At 40.2% G+C, this 22,757-nt stretch carries 18 protein-coding genes and 1 tRNA gene; 14 read left to right on the plus strand and 5 right to left on the minus strand.

The annotated features are described in order from the left end of the window. A partial coding sequence (locus BCG07_RS03585) for a transposase (protein ID WP_286888705.1) occupies positions 1-182 on the minus strand: 182 nt, incomplete at its 3' end. A 151-nt stretch (positions 183-333) separates the two neighbouring features. On the opposite strand from BCG07_RS03585, the gene BCG07_RS03590 reads away from it, so the two are divergent. The 3 genes from BCG07_RS03590 (at position 334) to BCG07_RS03600 (ending at position 2,723) form a co-directional block, all read left to right on the plus strand. After that, positions 334-1,047 (plus strand): GGDEF domain-containing protein, encoded by a 714-nt coding sequence (locus BCG07_RS03590; RefSeq protein WP_286888707.1) that lies wholly within the window; start codon positions 334-336, stop codon positions 1,045-1,047. A 141-nt stretch (positions 1,048-1,188) separates the two neighbouring features. After that, positions 1,189-2,007, plus strand: coding sequence for a serine O-acetyltransferase (gene cysE / locus BCG07_RS03595; RefSeq protein WP_006791922.1), 819 nt, complete (start codon positions 1,189-1,191; stop codon positions 2,005-2,007). Between the two features lie 35 nt (positions 2,008-2,042). Continuing rightward, on the plus strand, positions 2,043-2,723 hold the full coding sequence (locus BCG07_RS03600) for a hypothetical protein (protein ID WP_138741224.1): 681 nt from the start codon (positions 2,043-2,045) through the stop codon (positions 2,721-2,723). Here the strand turns inward: BCG07_RS03600 and xseA are convergent. Then, on the minus strand, positions 2,720-4,051 hold the full coding sequence (xseA, locus tag BCG07_RS03605) for an exodeoxyribonuclease VII large subunit (protein ID WP_286888710.1): 1,332 nt from the start codon (positions 4,049-4,051) through the stop codon (positions 2,720-2,722). The genes BCG07_RS03600 and xseA overlap by 4 nt on opposite strands. Before the next feature lie 147 nt (positions 4,052-4,198). Between xseA and guaB the strand changes: the two genes are divergently transcribed. From guaB to rimI, 5 genes are all read left to right on the plus strand, one after another. Then, on the plus strand, positions 4,199-5,668 hold the full coding sequence (gene guaB / locus BCG07_RS03610) for an IMP dehydrogenase (RefSeq protein ID WP_008130378.1): 1,470 nt from the start codon (positions 4,199-4,201) through the stop codon (positions 5,666-5,668). A 96-nt stretch (positions 5,669-5,764) separates the two neighbouring features. After that, entirely contained in the window at positions 5,765-7,342 is a 1,578-nt protein-coding gene (guaA, locus tag BCG07_RS03615; RefSeq protein WP_138741226.1) for a glutamine-hydrolyzing GMP synthase, read from the plus strand. 154 nt (positions 7,343-7,496) lie between these two features. Continuing rightward, positions 7,497-7,573: transfer RNA gene (locus BCG07_RS03620), tRNA-Trp, on the plus strand. A 65-nt stretch (positions 7,574-7,638) separates the two neighbouring features. Beyond that, entirely contained in the window at positions 7,639-7,956 is a 318-nt protein-coding gene (locus tag BCG07_RS03625; RefSeq protein WP_203984556.1) for a hypothetical protein, read from the plus strand. Further along, entirely contained in the window at positions 7,943-8,410 is a 468-nt protein-coding gene (gene rimI, locus BCG07_RS03630; RefSeq protein ID WP_203987320.1) for a ribosomal protein S18-alanine N-acetyltransferase, read from the plus strand. The genes BCG07_RS03625 and rimI overlap by 14 nt, the downstream gene beginning before the upstream one ends. A gap of 29 nt (positions 8,411-8,439) precedes the next feature. On the opposite strand, the gene BCG07_RS03635 is transcribed toward rimI, so the two are convergent. Continuing rightward, a complete protein-coding gene (locus BCG07_RS03635) occupies positions 8,440-11,100 on the minus strand; it encodes a hybrid sensor histidine kinase/response regulator (protein WP_138741297.1) in 2,661 nt (886 codons plus the stop codon). A 424-nt stretch (positions 11,101-11,524) separates the two neighbouring features. Between BCG07_RS03635 and prfC the strand changes: the two genes are divergently transcribed. The 4 genes from prfC to BCG07_RS03655 all read left to right on the plus strand — a co-directional run bounded on the left by prfC (position 11,525) and on the right by BCG07_RS03655 (position 16,754). Then, on the plus strand, positions 11,525-13,114 hold the full coding sequence (gene prfC, locus BCG07_RS03640) for a peptide chain release factor 3 (protein WP_248518530.1): 1,590 nt from the start codon (positions 11,525-11,527) through the stop codon (positions 13,112-13,114). Between the two features lie 62 nt (positions 13,115-13,176). Beyond that, on the plus strand, positions 13,177-14,919 hold the full coding sequence (gene argS, locus BCG07_RS03645; RefSeq protein WP_243532831.1) for an arginine--tRNA ligase: 1,743 nt from the start codon (positions 13,177-13,179) through the stop codon (positions 14,917-14,919). A 407-nt stretch (positions 14,920-15,326) separates the two neighbouring features. After that, positions 15,327-15,965, plus strand: coding sequence for a pyridoxamine 5'-phosphate oxidase (gene pdxH / locus BCG07_RS03650; protein WP_008130371.1), 639 nt, complete (start codon positions 15,327-15,329; stop codon positions 15,963-15,965). 21 nt (positions 15,966-15,986) lie between these two features. After that, positions 15,987-16,754, plus strand: a complete 768-nt coding sequence (locus BCG07_RS03655; RefSeq protein WP_243532833.1) for a TatD family hydrolase — start codon at positions 15,987-15,989, stop codon at positions 16,752-16,754. Here BCG07_RS03655 and BCG07_RS03660 read toward each other — a convergent pair. After that, the gene (locus tag BCG07_RS03660) at positions 16,721-17,341 is read right to left on the minus strand and encodes an AhpA/YtjB family protein (protein ID WP_039036500.1); all 621 of its coding nucleotides are present in this window, start codon (positions 17,339-17,341) and stop codon (positions 16,721-16,723) included. The two genes, BCG07_RS03655 and BCG07_RS03660, sit on opposite strands and share 34 nt — an antisense overlap. Before the next feature lie 148 nt (positions 17,342-17,489). Here BCG07_RS03660 and serB point away from each other — a divergent pair, with 148 nt between their 5' ends. Next, positions 17,490-18,509 carry a phosphoserine phosphatase SerB gene (gene serB, locus BCG07_RS03665; protein WP_243532835.1) on the plus strand — a complete coding sequence of 340 codons (1,020 nt, stop codon included), beginning with the start codon at positions 17,490-17,492 and terminating at the stop codon, positions 18,507-18,509. 25 nt (positions 18,510-18,534) lie between these two features. On the opposite strand, the gene BCG07_RS03670 is transcribed toward serB, so the two are convergent. Further along, positions 18,535-21,012 (minus strand): PilZ domain-containing protein, encoded by a 2,478-nt coding sequence (locus tag BCG07_RS03670; protein WP_286888724.1) that lies wholly within the window; start codon positions 21,010-21,012, stop codon positions 18,535-18,537. A 358-nt stretch (positions 21,013-21,370) separates the two neighbouring features. On the opposite strand from BCG07_RS03670, the gene radA reads away from it, so the two are divergent. Continuing rightward, positions 21,371-22,756, plus strand: a complete 1,386-nt coding sequence (radA, locus tag BCG07_RS03675) for a DNA repair protein RadA (RefSeq protein WP_286888726.1) — start codon at positions 21,371-21,373, stop codon at positions 22,754-22,756. Position 22,757 lies beyond the last annotated feature (1 nt).

A 22,757-nucleotide genomic window follows, 5' to 3' on the forward strand; every position in this document is an offset into this window, starting at 1 on the left:
GGTTTAGACGGTTGAGCTTGAGATTTCTTGACCCATGCTCTAAGTGTTTCTGGGGTACATCCCAGTTTATCTGAAATCGATACTAGCGCAGCCCAAAGAGAAGGGTATTCATGCTGTTGTGTGGTAACAAGCCTAATTGCACGTTCACGAAATTCTGATGTATAGCGATTTGATTTTTTCATAGTTCCAGTTTCTCAAGTTATTGAGTCTCTGGCAAACACGGGGCGATTCAGTGAAGAAAATGACTGCTCATGCGGTGCTTGGGAAAAAGAAAATTATTTATTTACCTGTAAAAAAGCCGCAGACAACGGTGACGAAATAGGCGAAAGGGCATTGAAGGGAATTAATGCTGTTATTAATGCAGAGCAAGAAGCGTTTTACTTAGAATACCCATGCCATAGTGATGATGAAAAACGCTGGTTTATGATGCGTGTAGTACCATTTAAGTACAGTACTGATTTTTATTATGTAATTACGCATCAAAATATTACAGAGCGAAAGCTCGCTGAAGAAGAAGTCCAGAAACTGGCCAATATTGATGGGCTAACTGATATATTTAATCGTGGTTATTTTGATAGCTTTTTAGAGCAAGAATGGAATAGGTGCAAGCGTTTAAACATGCCTCTTTCATTGGCATTAATTGATTTAGATGACTTTAAGCTACTTAACGACACTTATGGCCATCAACAAGGTGATGAGTGTTTAAAACAAGTTGCGGCAGTCCTTAAGCAATATACAAAAAGACCCAGTGATATTTGCGCACGTTTTGGCGGAGAGGAGTTTGTACTTGTTTATGGCAACACAAACTCAGAGCAAGCTACAATAATTATTAATGCTATTGTGGAGCAGCTAAAGCAGCTTAATATTTGTAATGAGCTGTCATTACCAAGTAAAACACTTACTGTTAGTGTTGGGCTGGCAAGTGTTATTCCTTGTAACAGTTATAAAATACAAAATATGGTTAAAGAAGCCGATGACTTATTATACAAAGCAAAAACTGCGGGTAAAAATTTAGTATGTGCAGCCGATTTAACCGTGGTTGACTAAATTTTAAATACTTAGTTGTTAAATGTGCTTTGTTATACCTAATAACCAGAACAAATAACTAAGGCGTTAACACCTTGAGCTTTAAATCCGTTAGACTTAGCAAAAGGCTCTTTTTATATCAATTTAAGGCAGTTCAGTATTATGCGTCATGAAATTTGGCAACAGCTTCGAAGTGAAGCAAATGAAGTCGTCACTCGCGAACCACTTTTAGCAAGTCATGTTTATTCATGTATTTTGAACCATGAGTGTTTAGGTTCGGCGTTAAGCTTTATTGTTGCTAACAAGTTGGCCGATGCTGTTGTATCTGCATTTACTATTCGTGAATTATTCGATCAATCATTTGTAAAATGCGATCGCATGCTGTCTTTTGTCGCAGAAGACATTAAAGCTGTAAAAGATAGAGACCCTGCCGCAGAAACCTACCTGACTGTTATTTTAAATTTAAAGGGGTTTCATGCTATTCAGGCTCACCGTTTAGCTAATTGCCTATGGCAACAAAACCGTAAAGAACTGGCGCGTTTTATTCAAAGCCGTACCTCAGAGGTGTTTGGCGTAGATATTCACCCTGCGTGTCAGGTTGGTAAAGGCATAATGTTTGACCACGCAACGGGTATTGTTATTGGTGAAACGGCAGTCATTGAAGATAACGTATCAATACTGCAATCGGTTACGCTTGGCGGTACAGGTAATGAGCAGGGCGATCGTCATCCTAAAATCAGAGCGGGTGTGTTAATTGGCGCAGGTGCAAAAGTGCTGGGTAATATTGAAGTGGGTGAGGGCGCACGTATTGGTGCAGGGTCGGTGGTATTAACTGCTGTGCCACCTCATACAACGGCCGTTGGCGTACCGGCCAAAATTATTGGCAGGCCTGAATGCCCGTGTCCTGCGCAAAGTATGAACCAAAACTTTTTAGCTACACCAGAGCCAGAAAACGAATCGCATACCAGCGCTATGCTGTGACATAGAATAAAGAGTAAAACTTAAAAGGAATTAATATGAACAAAAATAACGTTTTAATCCTTGGAATTGGGTTTATTGCTGGTGTGGGTTTAACTTGGGGATATTTTAGTTTGGCTTCAAGTGACTCAACTCCCGCAAAGGTACAGCATGCTGATACAAAGCAGCAGACCCCTCTTGTTCAGCCAGCTAAAATAAGTGAAGCAACAGCAGAGCTTGTTGTACCAGCTGCTCCTGAGCAAAGTGCTCGCTTAGAGCAAAAAGATATTTCCCCTAAACCAGATCCACAACTCCTTGATGAGCTTCCCCTAGAAGAGCAAGTTACACAGCTTAAGCTGCAATTAGCTCAGCAAAAGTCGGTAATGGAAAGTTTGGTCAAGCAGTTGCGAGCTCCAAATGATGTGCAAGCCGCTTTACAGGCACAGTTTGATGAACAACAACGTGATGAAGAGTGGGCTTATCAAACTGAAACCGCATTACAGGATTTTTTACTTACCGCAGATTTAGCATCGATACCTGATATTGTCAGCGCAGAATGTAAAACATCGGTTTGTAAATTTAAACTTGCAGCGCCAACGGATAACGATTCATTCGATCATACCCAATGGCGAGAGCTAAACGATAAGTTAATGAAGCAAAAGCTTTGGTTGCAATTTAAAAGAACAACCTCTACTTCAAGCGACACCGAACTAACGTTACTAATGGCAACAGAGCTTTAAAGCGCTGTTGACTTTACAGAGCCATCGACCAGCTCTGTAACTAAAACATCACCGGTTTTAATTTGACCCACAGATTTAACCACCTTCCCTTGTTGTGTTTTAGTGATGCTATAACCGCGTGCTAAAACATTAAGCGGGCTTACCGAATCTAGCTTACTTGCTTGTAATGCCAGGCTATTATTGGCTTGTTGTAATTGTTGTTGTATAGCTTGGTTTAATCTTGCTTGTAACTGCGACAGCTGATGAGAAGCTTGCGCTAGCTTTTTGTCGGGAGATTGACGCATTAAACGTGGCGTTAAATTATTAAGCGTGCGCTCTTGTTGGTACAACCGGCTTTGCATAGCTTGTTGTAAGGCAATACTTAACTCATCTAATCGCTGCGCTTTTTGATTTAGCTGATTGCGCGGGTGGCATAGATTTAAACGATGTTGCAATTGGGTTGCGAGTGCACGCTTATCTGCAATACTATGTTTAAATGCATTATTTAAGCGGTTAATAAGCTGGGTTACTTTGCTATGCAACTCTTGCGTGTTAGGACTGACAAGCTCAGCCGCCGCAGAGGGGGTAGGGGCCCGTATATCGGCAACATAATCACTGATTGTGGTGTCTATTTCATGGCCTACGGCACTTATAATAGGTAAATCACTGTTATGAATAGCGCGGGCGAGTTGTTCGTGGTTAAAACACCACATATCTTCAAGTGAACCACCGCCGCGCCCTAAAATAAGTATGTCTACTTCGTTGCGTGCATTGGCTAACTCTATTTGGTTAATCAAATGTATGTGGGCTTCTTTACCTTGCACCATAGCTGGGTAAATAATGACTTCTAATTGCGGTGCCCGGCGTTTAAGTACGGTTAATATATCTTTTATAGCTGCGCCCGTTGCAGAGGTTATTACACCAATACGGTTTATATTTTGCGGCAGTGGTTTTTTGTATGCAGAGCTAAACAGTCCTTCAGCAGCAAGACGCATTTTTAGCGCATCAAACTCTTGCTTGAGTTGGCCTTCGCCTGCCGGTTCCATATGTTCAACAATTAGCTGGTAATCGCCGCGGGGCTCATAAAGTGATACGCGTGCTTTTACTGTTACTTGTGCGCCGTTTTCTGGGCGGTAACTTTGGCTTCGGTTATTACCTCGCCACATAGCCGCTTTAATTTGTGCTTTGTCATCTTTTAACGAAAAATACCAATGCCCAGAAGCTGGCGCAATAAAATTAGAAATTTCACCGGTAAGCACTAATGAAGCAAAGCCTTGCTCTAGTACTGTTCTGATCTCTCTATTAAGGCGCGAGACGGTATAAACCGTTTGCGAAGGCTTTGAAAGCATAAAAAACAACCTAAAACTATTTATGAGGCAAGTTATAAGGGAAGTTTATCATAAATATTTGCGAAATATTATTTACGAATGCCTATAACGCTGTTAAAATTTGGCCGCAATTCCTTATCTTAGATCCACATGTGAGAAGTTGCCAAAATGCTTAGAATTGCTAAAGAAGCTCTTACCTTTGATGACGTACTTTTAGTACCAGGTCATTCTACTGTTTTGCCACACACGGCAAATATTTCAACTCGCTTAACGCGTGGTATCAAACTTAACTTGCCGCTTATTTCAGCATCTATGGATACTGTTACAGAAGCTCGTTTAGCTATTGCCCTTGCGCAAGAAGGTGGTCTTGGTTTTATTCATAAAAACATGACTATTGAAGAACAAGCGAAAAACGTACGTAAAGTTAAAACCTACGAAGCGGGTATTGTGTCTTACCCGGTAACAGTGACTGCTGATTTAACAATTGCAGATGCTATGGACCTTGCTGAAGAAAAAGGGTTCTCAGGCTTTCCAGTTACCGACCCAGAAAACACTTTAGTAGGTATTGTTACAAGCCGCGATATGCGTTTTGAGACAAAACTTGAACAGCCAATTTCGACTGTTATGACTAAAAAAGAAAAGCTAGTTACCGTTAAGGAAGGCGCAGCTCGCGAAGAAATTTTAGGTTTAATGCACGAACACCGCATTGAGAAGATTTTAGTTGTTGATGATGCGTTTAAACTTAAAGGCATGATCACCGTAAAAGATTATCAAAAAGCGCAAGATAAACCACATGCATGTAAAGACGAGTTAGGTCGTTTACGTGTAGGTGCTGCGGTAGGCGTTGGTGCGGGTACTGATGAGCGTATTGCTGCATTAGTTGAAGCGGGTGTTGATGTATTACTTATCGATACTTCTCATGGCCACTCTCAAGGTGTAATTGACCGCGTATCTGCAACTCGTCAGGCTTATCCAGATCTTCAAATTGTAGCGGGTAACGTTGCAACTGCTGAGGGAGCAATAGCGCTAGCTGATGCCGGTGTTGATGCAGTAAAAGTAGGGATCGGCCCTGGTTCTATTTGTACAACCCGTATTGTTACCGGTTGTGGTGTTCCACAAATCACGGCTATTTCAGATGCAGTTGATGGCTTAAAAGGCCGCGACATTCCAGTGATTGCCGATGGTGGTATTCGTTTTTCAGGCGACATTGTGAAAGCGCTTGTTGCGGGTGCATCGTGTGTAATGGTGGGCTCAATGCTCGCAGGCACCGAAGAAGCGCCTGGCGAAGTAGAACTATACCAAGGGCGTTACTACAAATCATACCGTGGTATGGGCAGCTTAGGCGCGATGGACCAAAAAGAAGGTTCATCAGATCGCTACTTCCAAAAATCAAACGAAGCTGACAAGTTAGTACCTGAAGGTATTGAAGGTCGCGTAGCGTATAAAGGGCCAATAGCGACTATTATTCACCAGCAGGTAGGTGGCCTTCGCAGCGCAATGGGCTTAACGGGTTGTGCAACAATTGAAGAGCTAAACACTAAGCCTCAGTTTGTGCGTGTTACATCTGCAGGTATGGGTGAGTCGCATGTTCATGATGTGCAAATTACCAAAGAAGCACCAAATTACCGCTTAGGTTAAACAACGACTTGAAATTACGGGGCTGGCTTTACCAGCCCTCTTTAATAGCCACTAAGCAAATTAGTGGAATTTAGCATCTACTTTACGAGATACTCCATGAGCAAAGATATTCACGATTCACGAATTCTCATTTTAGACTTTGGTTCACAATACACTCAGCTAATTGCTCGCCGTATACGCGAAATTGGTGTTTACTGTGAGCTGTGGGCATGGGATGTGACTGAAGAGCAAATTCGCGAATTTAACCCACAAGGTATTATTCTTTCTGGTGGCCCAGAGTCAACCACACTTGAAAACAGCCCGCGCGCTCCTGAGTATGTGTTTAATGCAGGCGTTCCTGTATTAGGCATTTGTTATGGCATGCAAACAATGGCTACTCAGCTTGGTGGTAGTGTTCACAGCTCTGATAAAAAAGAGTTTGGTTATGCGCAAGTTGAAAAGGTAGGCAACTGTGCATTGTTTGATGCAATTGAAGATCATATTACCGATGGCGGCAATGGCGTTTTAGACGTATGGATGAGCCACGGCGATAAAGTAATGGAAGTACCAGGAAGCTTTAGCACTACAGCTAAAACACCAACGTGTCCGCATGCTGCTATGTCTAACGAAGAAAAACGTTTTTACGGCGTACAGTTTCACCCAGAAGTAACGCACACTCATCAAGGGCAACGTTTATTAGAGCGCTTTGCTATTGATATTTGTGGTTGTGAAAAACTGTGGACTCCAGCAAAAATTATTGATGATGCCATTGAGCGCATTAAAGAAACCGTTGGCGACGACGAAGTTATCTTAGGCTTATCAGGCGGTGTTGATTCATCGGTTGTAGCTATGCTTATTCATCGTGCCATTGGTGATAGATTAACATGTGTATTTGTTGATAACGGTTTACTTCGTTTAAACGAAGGTCAGCAAGTAATGGACATGTTTGGCAACAAGTTTGGTTTAAACATTGTTAAGGTTGATGCTGAAGATCAATTTTTAGCTGACCTTGCCGGTAAGTCAGATCCAGAAGATAAGCGTAAAGCTATTGGCCATACTTTCATTAATGTATTTGATGAGCAAGCTAAAAAACTTAAGAATGCTAAATGGTTAGGTCAAGGTACCATTTACCCAGACGTTATTGAGTCAGCAGCATCTGCTACAGGTAAAGCACACGTTATCAAATCTCACCACAATGTGGGCGGATTACCAGATGACATGAAAATGGGTCTAGTTGAGCCACTTCGTGAGTTATTTAAAGATGAAGTACGTAAAATTGGTTTAGAGCTAGGTTTACCGTACGACATGCTTTACCGCCACCCATTCCCTGGTCCTGGTTTAGGTGTACGTGTACTTGGTGAAATTAAAAAAGAGTATTGTGATTTACTTCGCCGTGCAGATGCTATTTTCATTGAAGAGCTACACAAAGCCGAGCTTTATCATAAAGTAAGCCAAGCGTTTACTGTGTTCTTACCGGTTAAATCGGTAGGAGTTATGGGTGATGCACGTAAATACGATTGGGTTGTGTCACTGCGCTGTGTTGAAACTATCGACTTTATGACTGCGCGTTGGTCACATTTACCGTATGAGTTTTTGGGTGTGGTTTCTAACCGTATTATTAACGAAATTGATGGTATTTCACGCGTTGTTTACGATATTTCTGGTAAGCCACCGGCAACTATTGAGTGGGAATAATTTACCCTGCATTTAGTTATGTAAATTAAAGTGATAAAAAACGGCGAATTAGCATGCTAATTCGCCGTTTTGTTTATTTAAAAAGCAGTTAAACTAAATGTGTGATTTTTCTCTTTACCTTTAGCGAAACTTCTCTATAATTCGTCGTCATTGCAGGGGCGTAGTTCCAATTGGTAGAACAGCGGTCTCCAAAACCGACGGTTGGGAGTTCGAATCTCTCCGCCCCTGCCATTTCTTCTTTACATCGTATTTATTAATTCTTATATTATCTTACTTCCTCATTTCATCGAGTCGTTATGCATTCACGGTACGCAGCTGTTTTTGATATTGAAAATCTCGAATTAAATACTCACTTTCGACCAGTAAATACTGAACCCCTTAGAAATAATGTTGAAAAAGAATTAACGCCTGCTTCATTTGAATCCCTTGAGCTTTCTAGCCAATTACTTGCAGATATTAATCGTGCAGCAGTGCCTGTAGCTATAAATAGCGTGGTGAAAAGCAAGCACATGCAATTAACGGGTGATCAGCTTGAATTGCCATCCCCACAACTAAATGCAACCGATAAACGTGCTTTGTGGGCTTTAATAAGTGAACACCTTGATAAACTTTAAACCTGTAAATAATGATGCCGTAGAAGCGCTTATAGCTATTGAAAACGCGTGTCATAGTCATCCTTGGACTTTAAAAACGATGAGTTCATGTATTGGTGGGCGTTATTTTAATTTAGCGGCTTTTGATAGTGGCATACTCGTTGGTTTTTACATTGGTGAAAAAGCAGGGCCCGATTTTACGCTTATGGATATATGCGTGAAGCCTGAGCACCAAGGTAAGGGGATTGCTAAGCAGCTATTGAGTAAATTTATAGAGCACGGTGAACAGCAAAATGCCGAAAATTTATTTTTAGAAGTTCGAGAGTCAAATACGCGTGCAATTAAACTTTATGAGCAAGCTGGGTTTATAGAGATGTCGGTACGAAAGAATTATTACCCAAGTGATGATGCAACTAAAAACGGTTTTGAAGATGCTATTTTAATGGGTATGGCATTAAGCTTAGGGTTTATGTAATTCTTTTTAGTTGCAGGCAGCCAACTGTTTTATTTTGAGTTAATAGCCTGCTGTATTGCCACTATTACTGAGTTTATAATTTCATCTCTTTGTGATTTATCGTTACTTTTTAGGTTTTCTTCAAGGTTGCCAGCGCTTTTGTAAATGGCATCAAAGTTAAAACATCCTGCGCTGCCTTTAACACTATGCGCAACTGCTTTTAGGCTTTCCCAATCTTGTGCATGGTGAAATGTTTTTATTTGTTCCAAATAACTGGGTAAGTTTGCTAAGTAATTATCAGATATCTGTTGAAACTTTTCACTTTTTAACAAGTCATCCCACTTATTTTGATTATCCTTTTCAAGGTGCAAGTAGCTAACAAGTACGTTTTCGAGGGCATCTTTATCTATTGGTTTTCCAAGCGCTTTGTCGCAGCCAGCTTCTATATAGGTACCAATATCGTGATTCATTACGTTTGCGGTAAGTGCAATAATGGGACCGTCGTAAGCAGCATGTCGTAGCATTTTGGTGGCTTCAAGCCCACCCATGACGGGCATTTGCATATCCATAATAATGAGTTGATAGTCGTTTACTAGCGCCATTTCTACGGCTTGTGCACCATTATTAGCTATGTCAGGCTCAAGCCCCCAAGTTTGCAACAGCAACTTAATTAGTAGCTGATTATCTGGGTTATCTTCAGCAACCAAAATATTTGCGTCAAAGCTGTTAGTCGCAAATGATAATAGAGGGTCTTTTTCAGGGGTTAATTGTGCATGATCGACAAGCAGCTCAAGCTCGGGTGTTTTGCCTTTTAAGTGGCAAGCAGCACTAATTGAAAATTCACTTCCTTCGCCCACTTCGCTTTCTAGTTTTATGTCGCCACCCAATAAATTTGCCAGATTTTTGGATATACATAATCCTAACCCAGTACCACCAAAGCGACGTGTAGTTGTCGCATCTGCTTGTTCAAACGGTTTAAATACACGAGAAATTTGATGCTCAGACATACCAATACCGGTGTCGGTTATTACAAACTCAATGAGGTTGCTTTTAGCATGATAATGCACACAAATAGAGACATGCCCTTGCTCTGTAAATTTAACGGCGTTGTTGGCCACATTAATTAAAATTTGTTTTAAGCGTGTTACATCAGTGTATATAGTTTGCGGTATTGGTAAGTCAAAAATAATATTAAGTTCTAAACGCTTTTCTTGCGCCAGTGGCGTTATGATTGACTCAATATCATGGATTAACTGCACAACGTTCACAGAGGCTTGCTCTACAGCTAATTTTTCAGCTTCAATTTTAGATAAATCCAAAATATTGTTAATGAGTTCAAGTAAGTGCTTTGAGTTTCGTAAAATAGTACTTAAATGTTGTTTGTCGTTTACTATTTTATCGTTATGTAGCAACTGCTCTGTAAAGCCCATAATAGCGGTGAGAGGGGTTCGTATTTCATGACTCATGTTTGCTAAAAAACGACTTTTAAGTTGGTTAGCTTGCTCTGCTTGAGTAATAGCGAGTTCAAGTTGGCTATTCATAGACTCAAGCGCTTGAGTTCGGCTTTCCACCTTGTCTTCTAGGTGATGTTTGTATTCTTCGAGTTGTTGTTGATAGTGCCTAATTTGATTAACCATGTGGTTAAAGTCGTTAAACAGTATGCCTACTTCGTCATCGGTATGAGCGGGTAAGCTTACTGCTAAGTCACCGTCACCTACTCGGTGACTGGCTGCACCTAATAGCTCTATTGGATTTAACAATAGGTTACGTACAACAACAAATATCAAGATAGGTAACGAGATCACTGAAATAATAACAATCAGACCCGTAATTAAGCTAATGGCTTTGCCCGACTGATGAAGTACCGCTTTGGGAATTGTTGATACGTAATAATAGCCGCCGCTCATTTGTACGGCAAAAATCATACGTTCGATTTTATCAATGCTCGATAACTCAATGGTAGAAAGTGAGCCTATGTCGGCCAAATCGCGAACCTTATTAAGTTCATATTCGCTAATGTACTGGCCTCGTAAATTATAATTAGAGCTAAATAGTATTTTACCGTCTTTGGTCAACAATAAATTGAGCGTATTGTTATAAGGCGCTTCTAAAATACTGGTATTTAAAATTGAAGGCTCAACATTTACAACAATAAACCCCAGTTGTTGTGGACGTTTTAGGTAATAACCCACGCTGTCTATTCGTTGCACAAAATACAGGCTGGTTGTGCCGTCGGGTTTTTGAACCATAAACTGCTGTTGGCTCAAATTGCTTTGTATAACCTGATTAAAAAAGGGGTAGTTTTTAGGCGCTATGGTTAAATTATTTGAATGATAGGCGTCACTTTTACCACTAGCCGACACTAGATTTATACTAATAATGTCAGGGTAGGCTTCGCTGTAACTGGCAAATACATCCATTAGAGCGCCAAGCCTGCGCGTATAATTTCCGTCTAAAAGTGCGTCATTGGCCAAAAAGTCGTTAAGTACCGGAGAGCGAGAAAGTAGCTTAGTGGTAGAGTGGAATGAGTCTATGTAGTTAAACGCTTTTTGTTGTTGCTGCTCAACAAAGCGGCTCATGATTAGATCGGCTTGTTTTTGCGTAGAGTTAGTTACATTAGTTAACGTAAACCCACCTAAAAATAGCAGGGGCAATATAACAAGCGGGGTTATATACCATAATAATCTAATGCTTAACTTACTGGTTTTCATTAACTAACTAATATCCTTGACGCAATCTTTTTATAGTATGCGTTACAAGTTTATTAAACAAGCCTGCGCTTAACTCATCGCTAAAATATAAACTTTAGTTAGAGGTAACTTCCCCTTTATGCGTAGGTTTTAATTACTTAATTAAGTAAAAGTTTTTATTTTGCTTGAGTCAAATTACAAACTAAACGGCCTGAGTTTAAATATTGATAAAAAAGATCAGTTAATAACTAACCATTGATTGTTTAAAGGGTCAAGATCAGCGAAAATAGTCTTTAATTACGATTAACATAACGGATCGCAAACTAGGAGCTAATTTACTCTTGGTTTTGGTGTGTTGAGGTTTCGGGGTTTAGCAGTTTTAGCCTTTAAACGTCTGCACACTTTATGGTGATATTATCCGTATTCAAACTATAAGAACTTTTTAATGGCAGACCAAAATCTCCTTAGCGAAATAAATAAACGACGTACTTTTGCAATTATATCTCACCCGGATGCAGGTAAAACCACCATCACCGAAAAAGTACTTTTGTTCGGACAAGCGATTCAAAAAGCCGGAACGGTAAAAGGCCGTGGCTCTAATCAGCATGCAAAGTCTGACTGGATGGAAATGGAAAAAGAGCGTGGTATATCGGTTACTACCTCTGTAATGCAGTTTCCGTATAACAATGCGCTGGTTAATTTACTTGATACCCCTGGACACGAAGACTTCTCAGAAGATACGTACCGTACTCTTACCGCAGTAGATTCGTGTTTAATGGTTATTGATGCCGCAAAAGGTGTAGAAGAACGTACCCGTAAGCTAATGGAAGTTACGCGCCTACGTACCACGCCTATTGTGACCTTCATGAATAAGTGTGACCGTGATATTCGTGACCCAATGGAGCTGCTTGATGAAGTAGAAACAGAGCTAAATATTGCCTGTGCGCCTATTACTTGGCCAATTGGTTGTGGTAAAGAGTTTAAAGGTGTTTATCACATTCATAATGACGAAGCGGTTTTATACAAAACAGGCCAAGGTCATACAATTCAGGAAGTTCGCACTGTTAAAGGCCTTGATAACCCAGAGCTAGATACCGCCATTGGTGAAGAACTCGCTGAGCAACTACGTGAAGAGCTAGAGCTTGTTATAGGTGCTTCAAACGAGTTTGACCTTGAACTATTTTTAGCGGGTGAGCTTTCGCCAGTGTACTTTGGTACCGCCCTTGGTAACTTTGGTGTAGACCATGTACTTGATGGTTTAACACAGTGGGCGCCAACGCCGCTACCGCGTGAAACAGAAGACCGCCAAGTAATCGCAACGGAAGAGAACTTTACTGGTTTTGTATTTAAAATACAGGCTAACATGGATCCAAAACACCGTGACCGTATTGCCTTTATGCGTATTGTGTCGGGTAAATACAGTCAAGGCATGAAGATGAATCATGTACGCCTTGGTAAACAGGTGAGTATTTCAGATGCAGTAACCTTTATGGCGGGCGATCGCGAGCGTGCAGCAGATGCATTCGCGGGCGATATTATTGGTTTACATAACCACGGTACTATTCAAATTGGTGATACCTTTACACAAGGCGAAAAGCTTAAATTTAGCGGTATTCCAAACTTTGCGCCTGAGCTATTTCGTCGTATTCGTTTGCGCGATCCGCTTAAACAAAAGCAGCTATTAAAAGGTTTAGTACAGCTTTCTGAAGAAGGTGCAGTACAAGTATTTAGACCGCTCATTAATAACGACTTAATTGTAGGCGCGGTAGGTGTACTTCAGTTTGACGTAGTTGTAGCGCGCTTAAAAGCTGAGTACAACGTAGATGCAATTTACGAAGGCGTAAACGTAAATACAGCACGTTGGGTAAGCTCAACTGACGTTAAAAAGTTTGAAGAGTTTAAACGTAAGTGCGAAAGCAACTTAGCACTTGATGGTGGCGATAACCTAACTTACATAGCACCGAGCCGTGTAAACCTTAATTTATCGACAGAGCGTTACCCAGAAGTAACCTTTAACCATACTCGCGAAAACTAGAATCGACTGACTAAAGTAAACTGAAAGCCTGCTATGGCGGGCTTACAAAGGTAAATAATATAATGAACATTCGTACCATTTTAGTGGAAAAAGCCATTGCCGCCATGACCGCAGCAGGCCTACCAGAAGACACAAACCCAGCGGTTACACAAAGCACACGCCCACAATTTGGTGACTACCAAATTAATGGTGCAATGGGCGCCGCTAAAAAAATGAAAAGCAACCCACGTGAGCTTGCGCAAAAAATTATTGATAACCTAGATGTAACCGACATTGCTGAAAAAACAGAAATTGCCGGCCCAGGTTTTATTAATATTCATTTAAAGCCTGAGTTTTTAGCCAACAGTGTAAAAGCAGCAAACAGCGATACAAAACTGGCTGTAAACGAGCACGCAAATCCGCAAACTGTTGTTGTAGATTACTCATCACCTAACCTTGCAAAAGAAATGCACGTAGGCCATTTACGTTCAACCATTATTGGTGATGCCATTGTACGTGCGCTTGAATTTAGAGGCGATAAAGTCATTCGTCAAAACCACATGGGCGATTGGGGCACACAATTTGGTATGCTAATTGCGCATTTAGAAGATCAAATTAGCCAAGGCGTAGACTTAGAGTCGGTAGCGCTTGCTGATTTAGAAACGTTTTACCGCGATGCTAAAAAACGTTTTGACGATGAAGAAGGCTTTGCCGATAAAGCCCGTGATTACGTTGTTAAACTACAAGGCGGCGACGCGCACTGTGAAAAGCTATGGAAGCTATTTATAGCGACCTCTGTTAAACACTCTGAAGAAGTTTACAAACGTCTAAACGTAACGCTTACTCAAGCTGATATTATGGCTGAAAGTGCTTATAATAGTGAGCTTAACGACATTATTAGCCTATTAAAAGATAAAAACATAGCTGTAGAGTCGCAAGGTGCACAAGTAGTATTTTTAGATGAGCTTGCAAATAAAGACGGTGAGCCATCGGCGTTTATTGTGCAAAAATCTGGCGGCGGCTTTTTGTATGCAACCACCGATTTAGCCGCGTGTGATTACCGCTCAAATAAATTGGGTGCTGAGCGTATTTTAATATTTGTTGATGCGCGCCAAAGCCTGCACTTCAATCAAGTAGAGCTTACAGCACGAAAAGCTGGCCTTTTACGCGATGAAACAAGCTACGAGTTTTGCCCGTTTGGCACCATGATGGGCGCCGATGGTAAACCATTTAAAACCCGTACTGGTGGTACTGTTAAGCTTGCCGACTTGCTTGAAGAGTCAATTAGCCGTGCAGCAACAAAACTAGCTGAGCGTGAATCTGATTTATCGGATCATGAACGTAGCGAAATTGCCCGTAAAGTAGGTATTGGCGCCGTTAAATATGCTGATCTTTCTAAACATCGTACCAGCGATTACATATTCAACTGGGACAGCATGTTAAGCTTTGAAGGCGCGACAGCACCTTACTTACAATATGCTTATACCCGTGTACGCAGTATTTTCCGTAAATCAGGTGTCGATGCCGCTACGCTAAATGCTGATGTAGCCATAGCCGAGCCGCAAGAAAAAGCACTCGCGCTTAAACTACTGCAGCTTGAAGAAGTGCTTGATTTAATGATCTCAGAGGCTACTCCACACGTATTATGTGGGTACTTGTACGAGCTTGCTAGCCTATACATGACGTTCTACGAAGCCTGCCCAGTACTCAAAGAAGGCGTAGAGCCAAGCGTACGTGACAGCCGTTTAGTGTTGTGTAATTTAGTGGCAGATACGCTAAAAACAGGATTGGATTTGTTAGGCATTGAAGTCATGGAGCAAATGTAATCACCGTCGTATTTTAACCTAATACTGCGTTATCCACCCCGACTTACCCTAATCACATACAAATCGTATGCTCATAGGGATAAGTAGGGGTGAATGCCTTGTCTTAGGCTAAACTACTTAGGTGAACCTTCTGCTGCGTGTAGTTCGCTTTAGCTGCGTTGGTAAAACTATTTATCCTAAGTCACATACAAACCGTATGCTCCTTGGCATAAATAGTTTTACCGCCTTGCTAGCACTTCTACACTTGCAGATGGTAGGTTTGACCGTAGGTTGGGTTGAGTGAAACGAAACCCAACATTAACCAAGCACTAACCCAAAATATAAAATTGTTCTTATTACTGATTACTATTGATTGCCTGACCTTAACTTACCCACATACGCTTTAATAAACAGAGAAGGATTTGTTTATGAAACTCGAAGACATCCGCCGTGAATACCTGCAAGACGCGCTAAGCGAAGATAACTTGCAAGATGATCCATTCAAACAATTTGAAACGTGGCTTGAGCATGCTGTGGGCAGTAATATCCCAGACCCAACGGCCATGGTGGTCGCTACGGTTGATGAAACCGGGCAACCTTCACAGCGTATTGTATTGTTAAAACATTTAGATGATAACGGGTTTGTATTTTTTACTAATACCGGCTCACGCAAAGCGCAAGAGCTAAAAGGCAATAACAAAATATCGCTGCACTTTCCGTGGCACCATATGGAGCGCCAAGTGATTGTATACGGCGAGGCAAAACCATTACCTACATCAGCCGTGGCAAAATACTTTTTATCGCGTCCTAAAGAAAGCCAATTAGCAGCATGGGCGTCGCAACAAAGTAGGCCAGTGTCGTCGCGAAAAGTACTTATGGAAACCTTTGCTAATATGAAAAGCAAGTTTGCTAAAGGTGAAATTCCACTGCCTGATTTTTGGGGCGGTTACTGTGTTGTGCCTGCTAAAATTGAGTTTTGGCAGGGTGGTGCACACCGCTTACATGACCGTTTTATGTACCAGCGCCAAGCAGATAACAGCTGGCAAGTTACACGCTTAAACCCTTAATAAATTGATGATTGAGTAACCGTGCAATTTATTGACTCTCATTGCCATCTCGACTTTAGCGAGTTTGATTCAATTCGTGAATCGCTCATAAACGAGTGTATAGCAAAGGGAGTCAATCAGTTTGTTGTACCGGGTATTACGCTCGCCCAATCGCATACTCTTATCAAACTCAAAGCTACTTTTCCAAGTATAAAAATAGCTGCAGGGTTACATCCATATTTTTTAGATCAACATAAAGAATCGCACATAGAAGCACTTTTTGAGTTCGGGGTTGCAAATAAGCATCATTTAATAGCTATAGGTGAGTGTGGGCTTGATAGAAGTATCGAAGACCTTGCAAAACAAACGAGTTTGTTTGAGCAGCAAATAACGATTGCTAATGAGCTAAATTTGCCGCTTATTGTCCATCATCGGCAAAGTCATGATTTAATTTCGCAATCTTTTAAACGCTGTAAGCCAAAATATGGTGGAGTGATACATGCGTTTTCTGGCTCACTACAGCAAGCACAGTATTATATTAAACAGGGTTTTAAATTAGGCGTGGGTGGGGTTATAACTTACGAGCGCGCAGCTAAAACTCGTAATGTAATTACTCAAATTGAACCTCAGCACTTAGTGCTCGAAACCGATTCGCCCTCAATGCCACTAAATGGTCATCAAGGTGAGATTAATACGCCGCTTCATATCCCTAATGTGTTCAACGCTCTGTGTAGTTTAAAACAAAGTAGCGATAAAGAGGTGCTAGCTAAAATGCTCTACGACTCTTGCTCTGAGGTTTTTCGTATATAGCGGTTTACTTGCCAACGCTTTAAGCCACGGCCCAATTGCCATGTAAAAATACATGCAATAACTAGCATTAATAAAACCTGACGACCCAAATCATGAAAATGGCTGTGGCTATCTGAAATAGCAGCTCGTGTTAAATAGGTTACCGAAACAAACCCTAGAGGGCGATCATCATCGCTTACAACGGGTTCAACAAATGGTGTTTTAAGTTTACTTATTCCTGGAGTCGATTCTGGAAGTTGACCTAAAATATGGTGTGACTGCCAATTATCACTGCTGGCGACTAAAATCCCCTGATGATCATAAATGGTAGCCGACAGTACAAATTCGTCTTTAGCTATGTCGTTACAAATAGTGTTTAACTGAGGTTTGTTTTTTTCTATCAGTGGTGTTTTAACGTTTAAAGCCATAAATTGAGTTAAGCTTTGTGCTGTGTTGTCGGCGCTATCATATAATAACTGATGGCTTTGAAAGCTACTATTTACACCTACCCAACTAAGCAATACAAAACAGCCAGCAGCTAATAATAACCGTAAAAGTCGTTTCTTTTGTGATGCCGATATTGGATTTTTAAGATGGTTATTTTTCATAGTCACCGTATATGCTACTGACAGAATTTTGATTTGATGTTACAACTACTACTATAACCTTAAATTAACCCCGATGGCGAATTTAGCATTCATATTACCGCTTCAATTCGTTTTATATCAGTGGAATAAAAATAAACACGGAGATCCCATGTCGCAAATCAGCATGGCACAGCTTACTTCTCAGCAATCATTGTCAATGTTAACGCTCAACCAATGGTTTGCTCATAACAACGGGATTTTTACACTATTTGATGGTGTTCCAAATACACAAGAAGGGTTGTTTAGTATTGCATTTGCAGGTGACTTTAATGCGACAAGTATAGATACTTTTATTCAGTTTTTAGCTCATCATGGGCAAACGGTCACAGCATTATGCCAATACCAGCCTGATTTGGGCTTATCTCCAGCACTTTGTTTTTATACTCAAAATACAACGCAATCTATTAATCCATTAACGCTTAAAGCGTTTTCAGAAACACTAGAGTGCCAACTAGTACAAATTAATACACCGCCTAACCTTTACGAGTCGGGCTTGTTAGTAATGGATATGGATTCAACAGCGATTACTATTGAATGTATTGATGAAATAGCACGCTTAGCAAATGTGTACGATGATGTGGCATCTGTAACAGCCCTCGCAATGGCAGGTAAACTCGATTTTAGTGAAAGCTTAAATCAGCGCGTAGGTAAGCTTAAAGGCATTGAAAAAAACCTTATTGAAGAGTTAAAAAATACCCTGCCACTTATGCCGGGCATAAAAGCCTTGTGCCAAGTACTAAAGCATCACAATTGGTATTTAGCAATTGCATCGGGCGGTTTTGTACCTTTTGCAGAGCGTGTTAAGGAGCTAATAAATTTAGATGAAGTACATGCAAATGTGCTTGAATTTAAAGATGATAAATTAACTGGTAAGGTACTTGGTACGATTGTGGATGCACAGCAAAAAGCGGTTATTTTAGAGTCTTTGCAAGCTAAGCTCGGACTTGAAAAAATACAAACAGTGGCGATTGGCGATGGTGCAAATGATCTCGTTATGATGGCAAAGGCTGGGCTTGGGGTTGCTGTTCATGGTAAACCAAAAGTAGTTGAGCAAGCGCAAGCAGCTATTTGTAAAGGCTCGTTATTACAGTTACTTTATATGCTCGCTATTCCGTTAAACAAAAAATAACGATGGCATATTAGCGTTAAACCGCTTAGCGAGAGCGGTTTAACCAAAGCAGTTTACGACGGCCCATTTGGTCAACCTTTTGTTGATCTAACTCAAAATGACTTAAAGCTTCTTCTGTAATATCAACCACATCACCCACACCTGTTACCGACCATAAAGCTTCTTCCAACTCTTTAGCTTTATGTAATGCGTATTGACTCACATAGCTAAGCTCGCTGGATAGGTAATCTGTATCTGGGCGACCAGTACGTGAAATATATAGTCGCATAACAAATATAATTTGAGACTTAATCCCCTTGCTAATTTGTTCATTAAAGCTGCTGTAATCTTCACCTAATATACACTGGCTTTGAATAGCTTCGGTGACTTTATCTTGTCGGGGGTCAAAATTGATTGCCAGTGTAAACGCAAGTGGCGGATCTTGTCTGCTGAGATCTTTTATATTTGGAGTGATCACATTTAAAATTTGCTCGTTAGTTATTATACTCGACACGTCCGTTTTATTGCTCAGTAAACCAAAGTTTTGTAAAAGTACATGCAGCGGGCTTGAATATAAACCATAACCAATTGCACCCACTTTAAAATGTGCCGCTTCTTTGTGTAAATACAGCGGAAACTGGCAAACGCTTTTTGTTACCATGTTTCTAAGTGCTGTAGAAAGCCCTTCAATTTTAGGAGCCTCTTCACTTACCTTTAATTTGTCTTTGTTATTTTCAATCAATTGTGTGAAAAAACTAACGCCAGCATGGGGTAAGTCAGCCACTCTATTGGCTTTTAAGTTAACAGTGGTCAGTGACTTACTGATAGCCATAACCTCGTACTTGAGTTCGTTTAATGCATGCTTTTTAGTTATTTTTTGTAAATCAGGGAATGTTAAAAAGACAATGTCGCCTTTTTTAAAGCTAACAGGCTGATCGCACTCTAGTTGTAGTCCCATGGCTGAAAAATCGCGTGTATGTCCACTCAATACCGTATCATTTATATGTAATTTAACGTCGGTTTTATATAAATAGCGTTTATGCGAGCGTAAATTTACATACTCAAGCGCAACAATGTCTAAATAGGGAGCCGTTTTATGTTTGGCATGCCCAAAAAGTTTAAGCTGATTGACCAAAGCTTTATCGTAAGTTATTTGTTTATAACGCGATTGCTCAACGCTATTACCTATACTAGTTAGTACAACAATATATTTTACGTCTTTAACTAATCCTTCAACGCGAGGCGAAGGAGGTTTGTTAAGTTTTTCAATCTTACTACCAGCAGAATTTGGCAGTGAAAGTGGTATGTAAGCATCATCAGGATGACTCGGCATTATTTGAATTTTAAAGCATTGCCAGCTTTCTTTTTGACTACCAAACCCTAAAAATAAATCACGTAGTTTGGCATTATTGTTTAATTCAGTGCGGGTTGCTGAATAGTAATAAATCTTTCCAGAGGACACATGTGTAAAGGTGTACAGGTAATCTTCTTTAACTGCTGTTGGTTGTGTTAATAACCCACTGACCCGTTTATGGTTAAGCACGTTGTATAAGCAAGGTACACTTCTTTCATCGGTAAAGTAGCGCTGAATAAAAATATTATTTTCGGTTGTTAGGCTTAAACTAGGATAATACTGATCGTCTTTTTTACTTAAAAACACATACAATGAAGTAACACGAGGTATGTAATATTGCTCATAACCTTTTGATACAACCGCATCGAGTGTGTTATCTAAATTAACTTTGTAGCGGCGTTTATTTCCGTGAATAAAGCTTTCTAAAAAGTTATCAAAGGCTTCATTATTTTCAACGTAAGTTCGCTTTAAACGAATATGATTAAATTCACGTGAGATATTCTCAACGGCAACTACTTCATATTGAATGCCATTTTTTAAACCCAGTTCAAAGTCTTGCTCTAGACCCACCAAACGCATTGCTATTAGTTGGCCTTTTCTGATTATGTTTCGCTTTGCCAGCTTTATTTTACAGCCGCTCAAGGAAATATCAGAGGTACTTGCTTTAATATTTTTCTTATCGTTATATTCAATAGAAACTTTTATTGAATAATTCATTCTTTCTTCTGCACGGCTTTCGTAAGATGCAAATTTAATAACATTGGTATTTAGTAAATCTTCTTGCTCTTGCTTATTCCCTTTTTCGGCGGCTTCTTTTTGCATTACGCGGTGATTATTTTCCGTATTCATAACCGCTTCGTAAACAGCAAGTGTGTATTTACCATGCTGTTTTAATGCGCTTTCAAACACTTCAATGGCCGTTTCATCCATAAAGTGCTGTTTACCATTATGTTCGTAAGGTTTTACTTGTCCTGTAACTAAACCGCGTAGATCAATAAAGCGCTCGACAGGCTGAGAAAGGCGCGACATTTCCATTTTAATTAAAAACTGTTCAGGCTTCGTAAGCTCTGCTGTTTTTGATTTAAAAATTAGGTCAAACTTGGCGTTGCCTAAATATTGTTTTAGCTCATTAACGAGGGACTCGTGTTTGAGCATGATGTCATCAGCCATTTATAAAACCATCACCGTCTCTTTGAAAAAGTAGGTATACTATTAAATCCATTTATTAGAAATTCAATAAACGTGAACCGTGCTATGTTATTAATATAGGTACGGTTTTGGAGCAACTACCATTTAGTTTTTGTTATTATGTGTTATGTGCCATTTTATTGGCAAGTTACTTTTATTCAATTTTAAAGCAAAAACTGTGCCCTAAGATATATAAAGGTAAAACAGTTAATTAGGTAATGATTGTGGCTTAAGAAATTTGCACAGGCAAGCTATGTTGCTATGTAAATAGATGAAATGGCAAAATAACAACAAAACAGTACGCATTTTTAAATTCAATGATTAATAAATAAGGTTATTAATGGCTAAAGCGGCAAAAGTAGAGTTTGTTTGTACAGAGTGTGGCATGAACTATCAACGTTGGCAGGGGCAATGTCGTTGCGGTGCGTGGAATACATTAGCTGAATTTAAACCTTCAGCAGGGCAAAGTAAAAAAGCAACTGCACGCTCAAGTGTTGGCGGTTATGCCGGAGGTATTGGTGGTGGTTCTAAAAAAATTAATGACATAGCGACCGTTGAAGCCGAAAAACGACTCACAGAAATAGGCGAGCTTGACCGTGTTTTAAGTGGTGGTGTTACTACGGGTTCTGTAAATATTATTTCGGGCGATCCTGGTGCGGGTAAAACAACGCTTTTATCTGACTTGGTGGCAAGAATGTCAAAGCGTATGCCGTCTCTTTACTGTACCGCTGAGGAATCTTTGTCGCAGTTTAAAAATCGTGTTAACCGCTTAAAGTTAGACTATAACGCCGATGAGCTTTATTTGCTTTCAGAAACCAGCGTTGAGACCATTATTGAAGAGCTTGATAAAAATAAAATAAAATTTGCAGTCATCGACTCCATTCAAGCCGTTGTTACAGACACTGCAAATGGCAGTCCAGGCTCTCCTTCGCAAGTTAAAAGTGCAGCTCAAGCATTAACTCAATATTGTAAGCAGAATGACGTGACCATGTTTATTATTGCTCACGTGAATAAAAATAACGAAATTGCAGGCCCGCAAACCTTGGTGCACATTGTTGATGCGCTATTACACATAGACACCAATGATGGACAAATTCGTACCTTACGTGCCAATAAAAACCGCTTTGGTGACATTGATACTGTGGGTATTTTTAAAATGTGTGAGCGTGGAATGTTAAGCGTAGACAACCCGAGTGAGATATTTTTATCGGGCTCGACGACTGAATCCCCGGGGTCGTCTATTACCTGTATCCGTAAAGGTAATCGGAATCTATTGCTTGAAATACAATGTTTAACAACAGAAACCGAGGCTGAATTTCCACAGCGTGTTTGTGTCGGTTTAAATATGAACCGCATAAAAATGCTTACAGGTATTTTACGTAAACATACAAAAACAAAAATATTTCACGATACCTTTTTTAATATTGTGGGTGGTTTAAAAATTGATGAATCAGAAACCTGTATAGATTTAGCCCTTGTTACTGCGTTACTAAGTAGCTTGAACGAGTTTGTTGTGCCTCGAACCACTTGTATTATGGGGGAGTTGAGTTTAAACGGTGATGTGCGACCAATAGACAGCGGCGTACCACGAGTTAAAGAAGCTGCACAGCATGGTTTTACAGAAATATTTATCCCGTTTCGTAACTACCATAAATCAATGGAAGGCCTAGGCGCTAAAATAACTCCAGTAAAAACGGTACATGAGTTATTGAGCCTGATTAATTAAC

The organism is Pseudoalteromonas sp. ESRF-bin5 (genome assembly GCF_002632075.1).
In the GTDB taxonomy this organism is placed as follows: domain Bacteria; phylum Pseudomonadota; class Gammaproteobacteria; order Enterobacterales; family Alteromonadaceae; genus Pseudoalteromonas; species Pseudoalteromonas marina.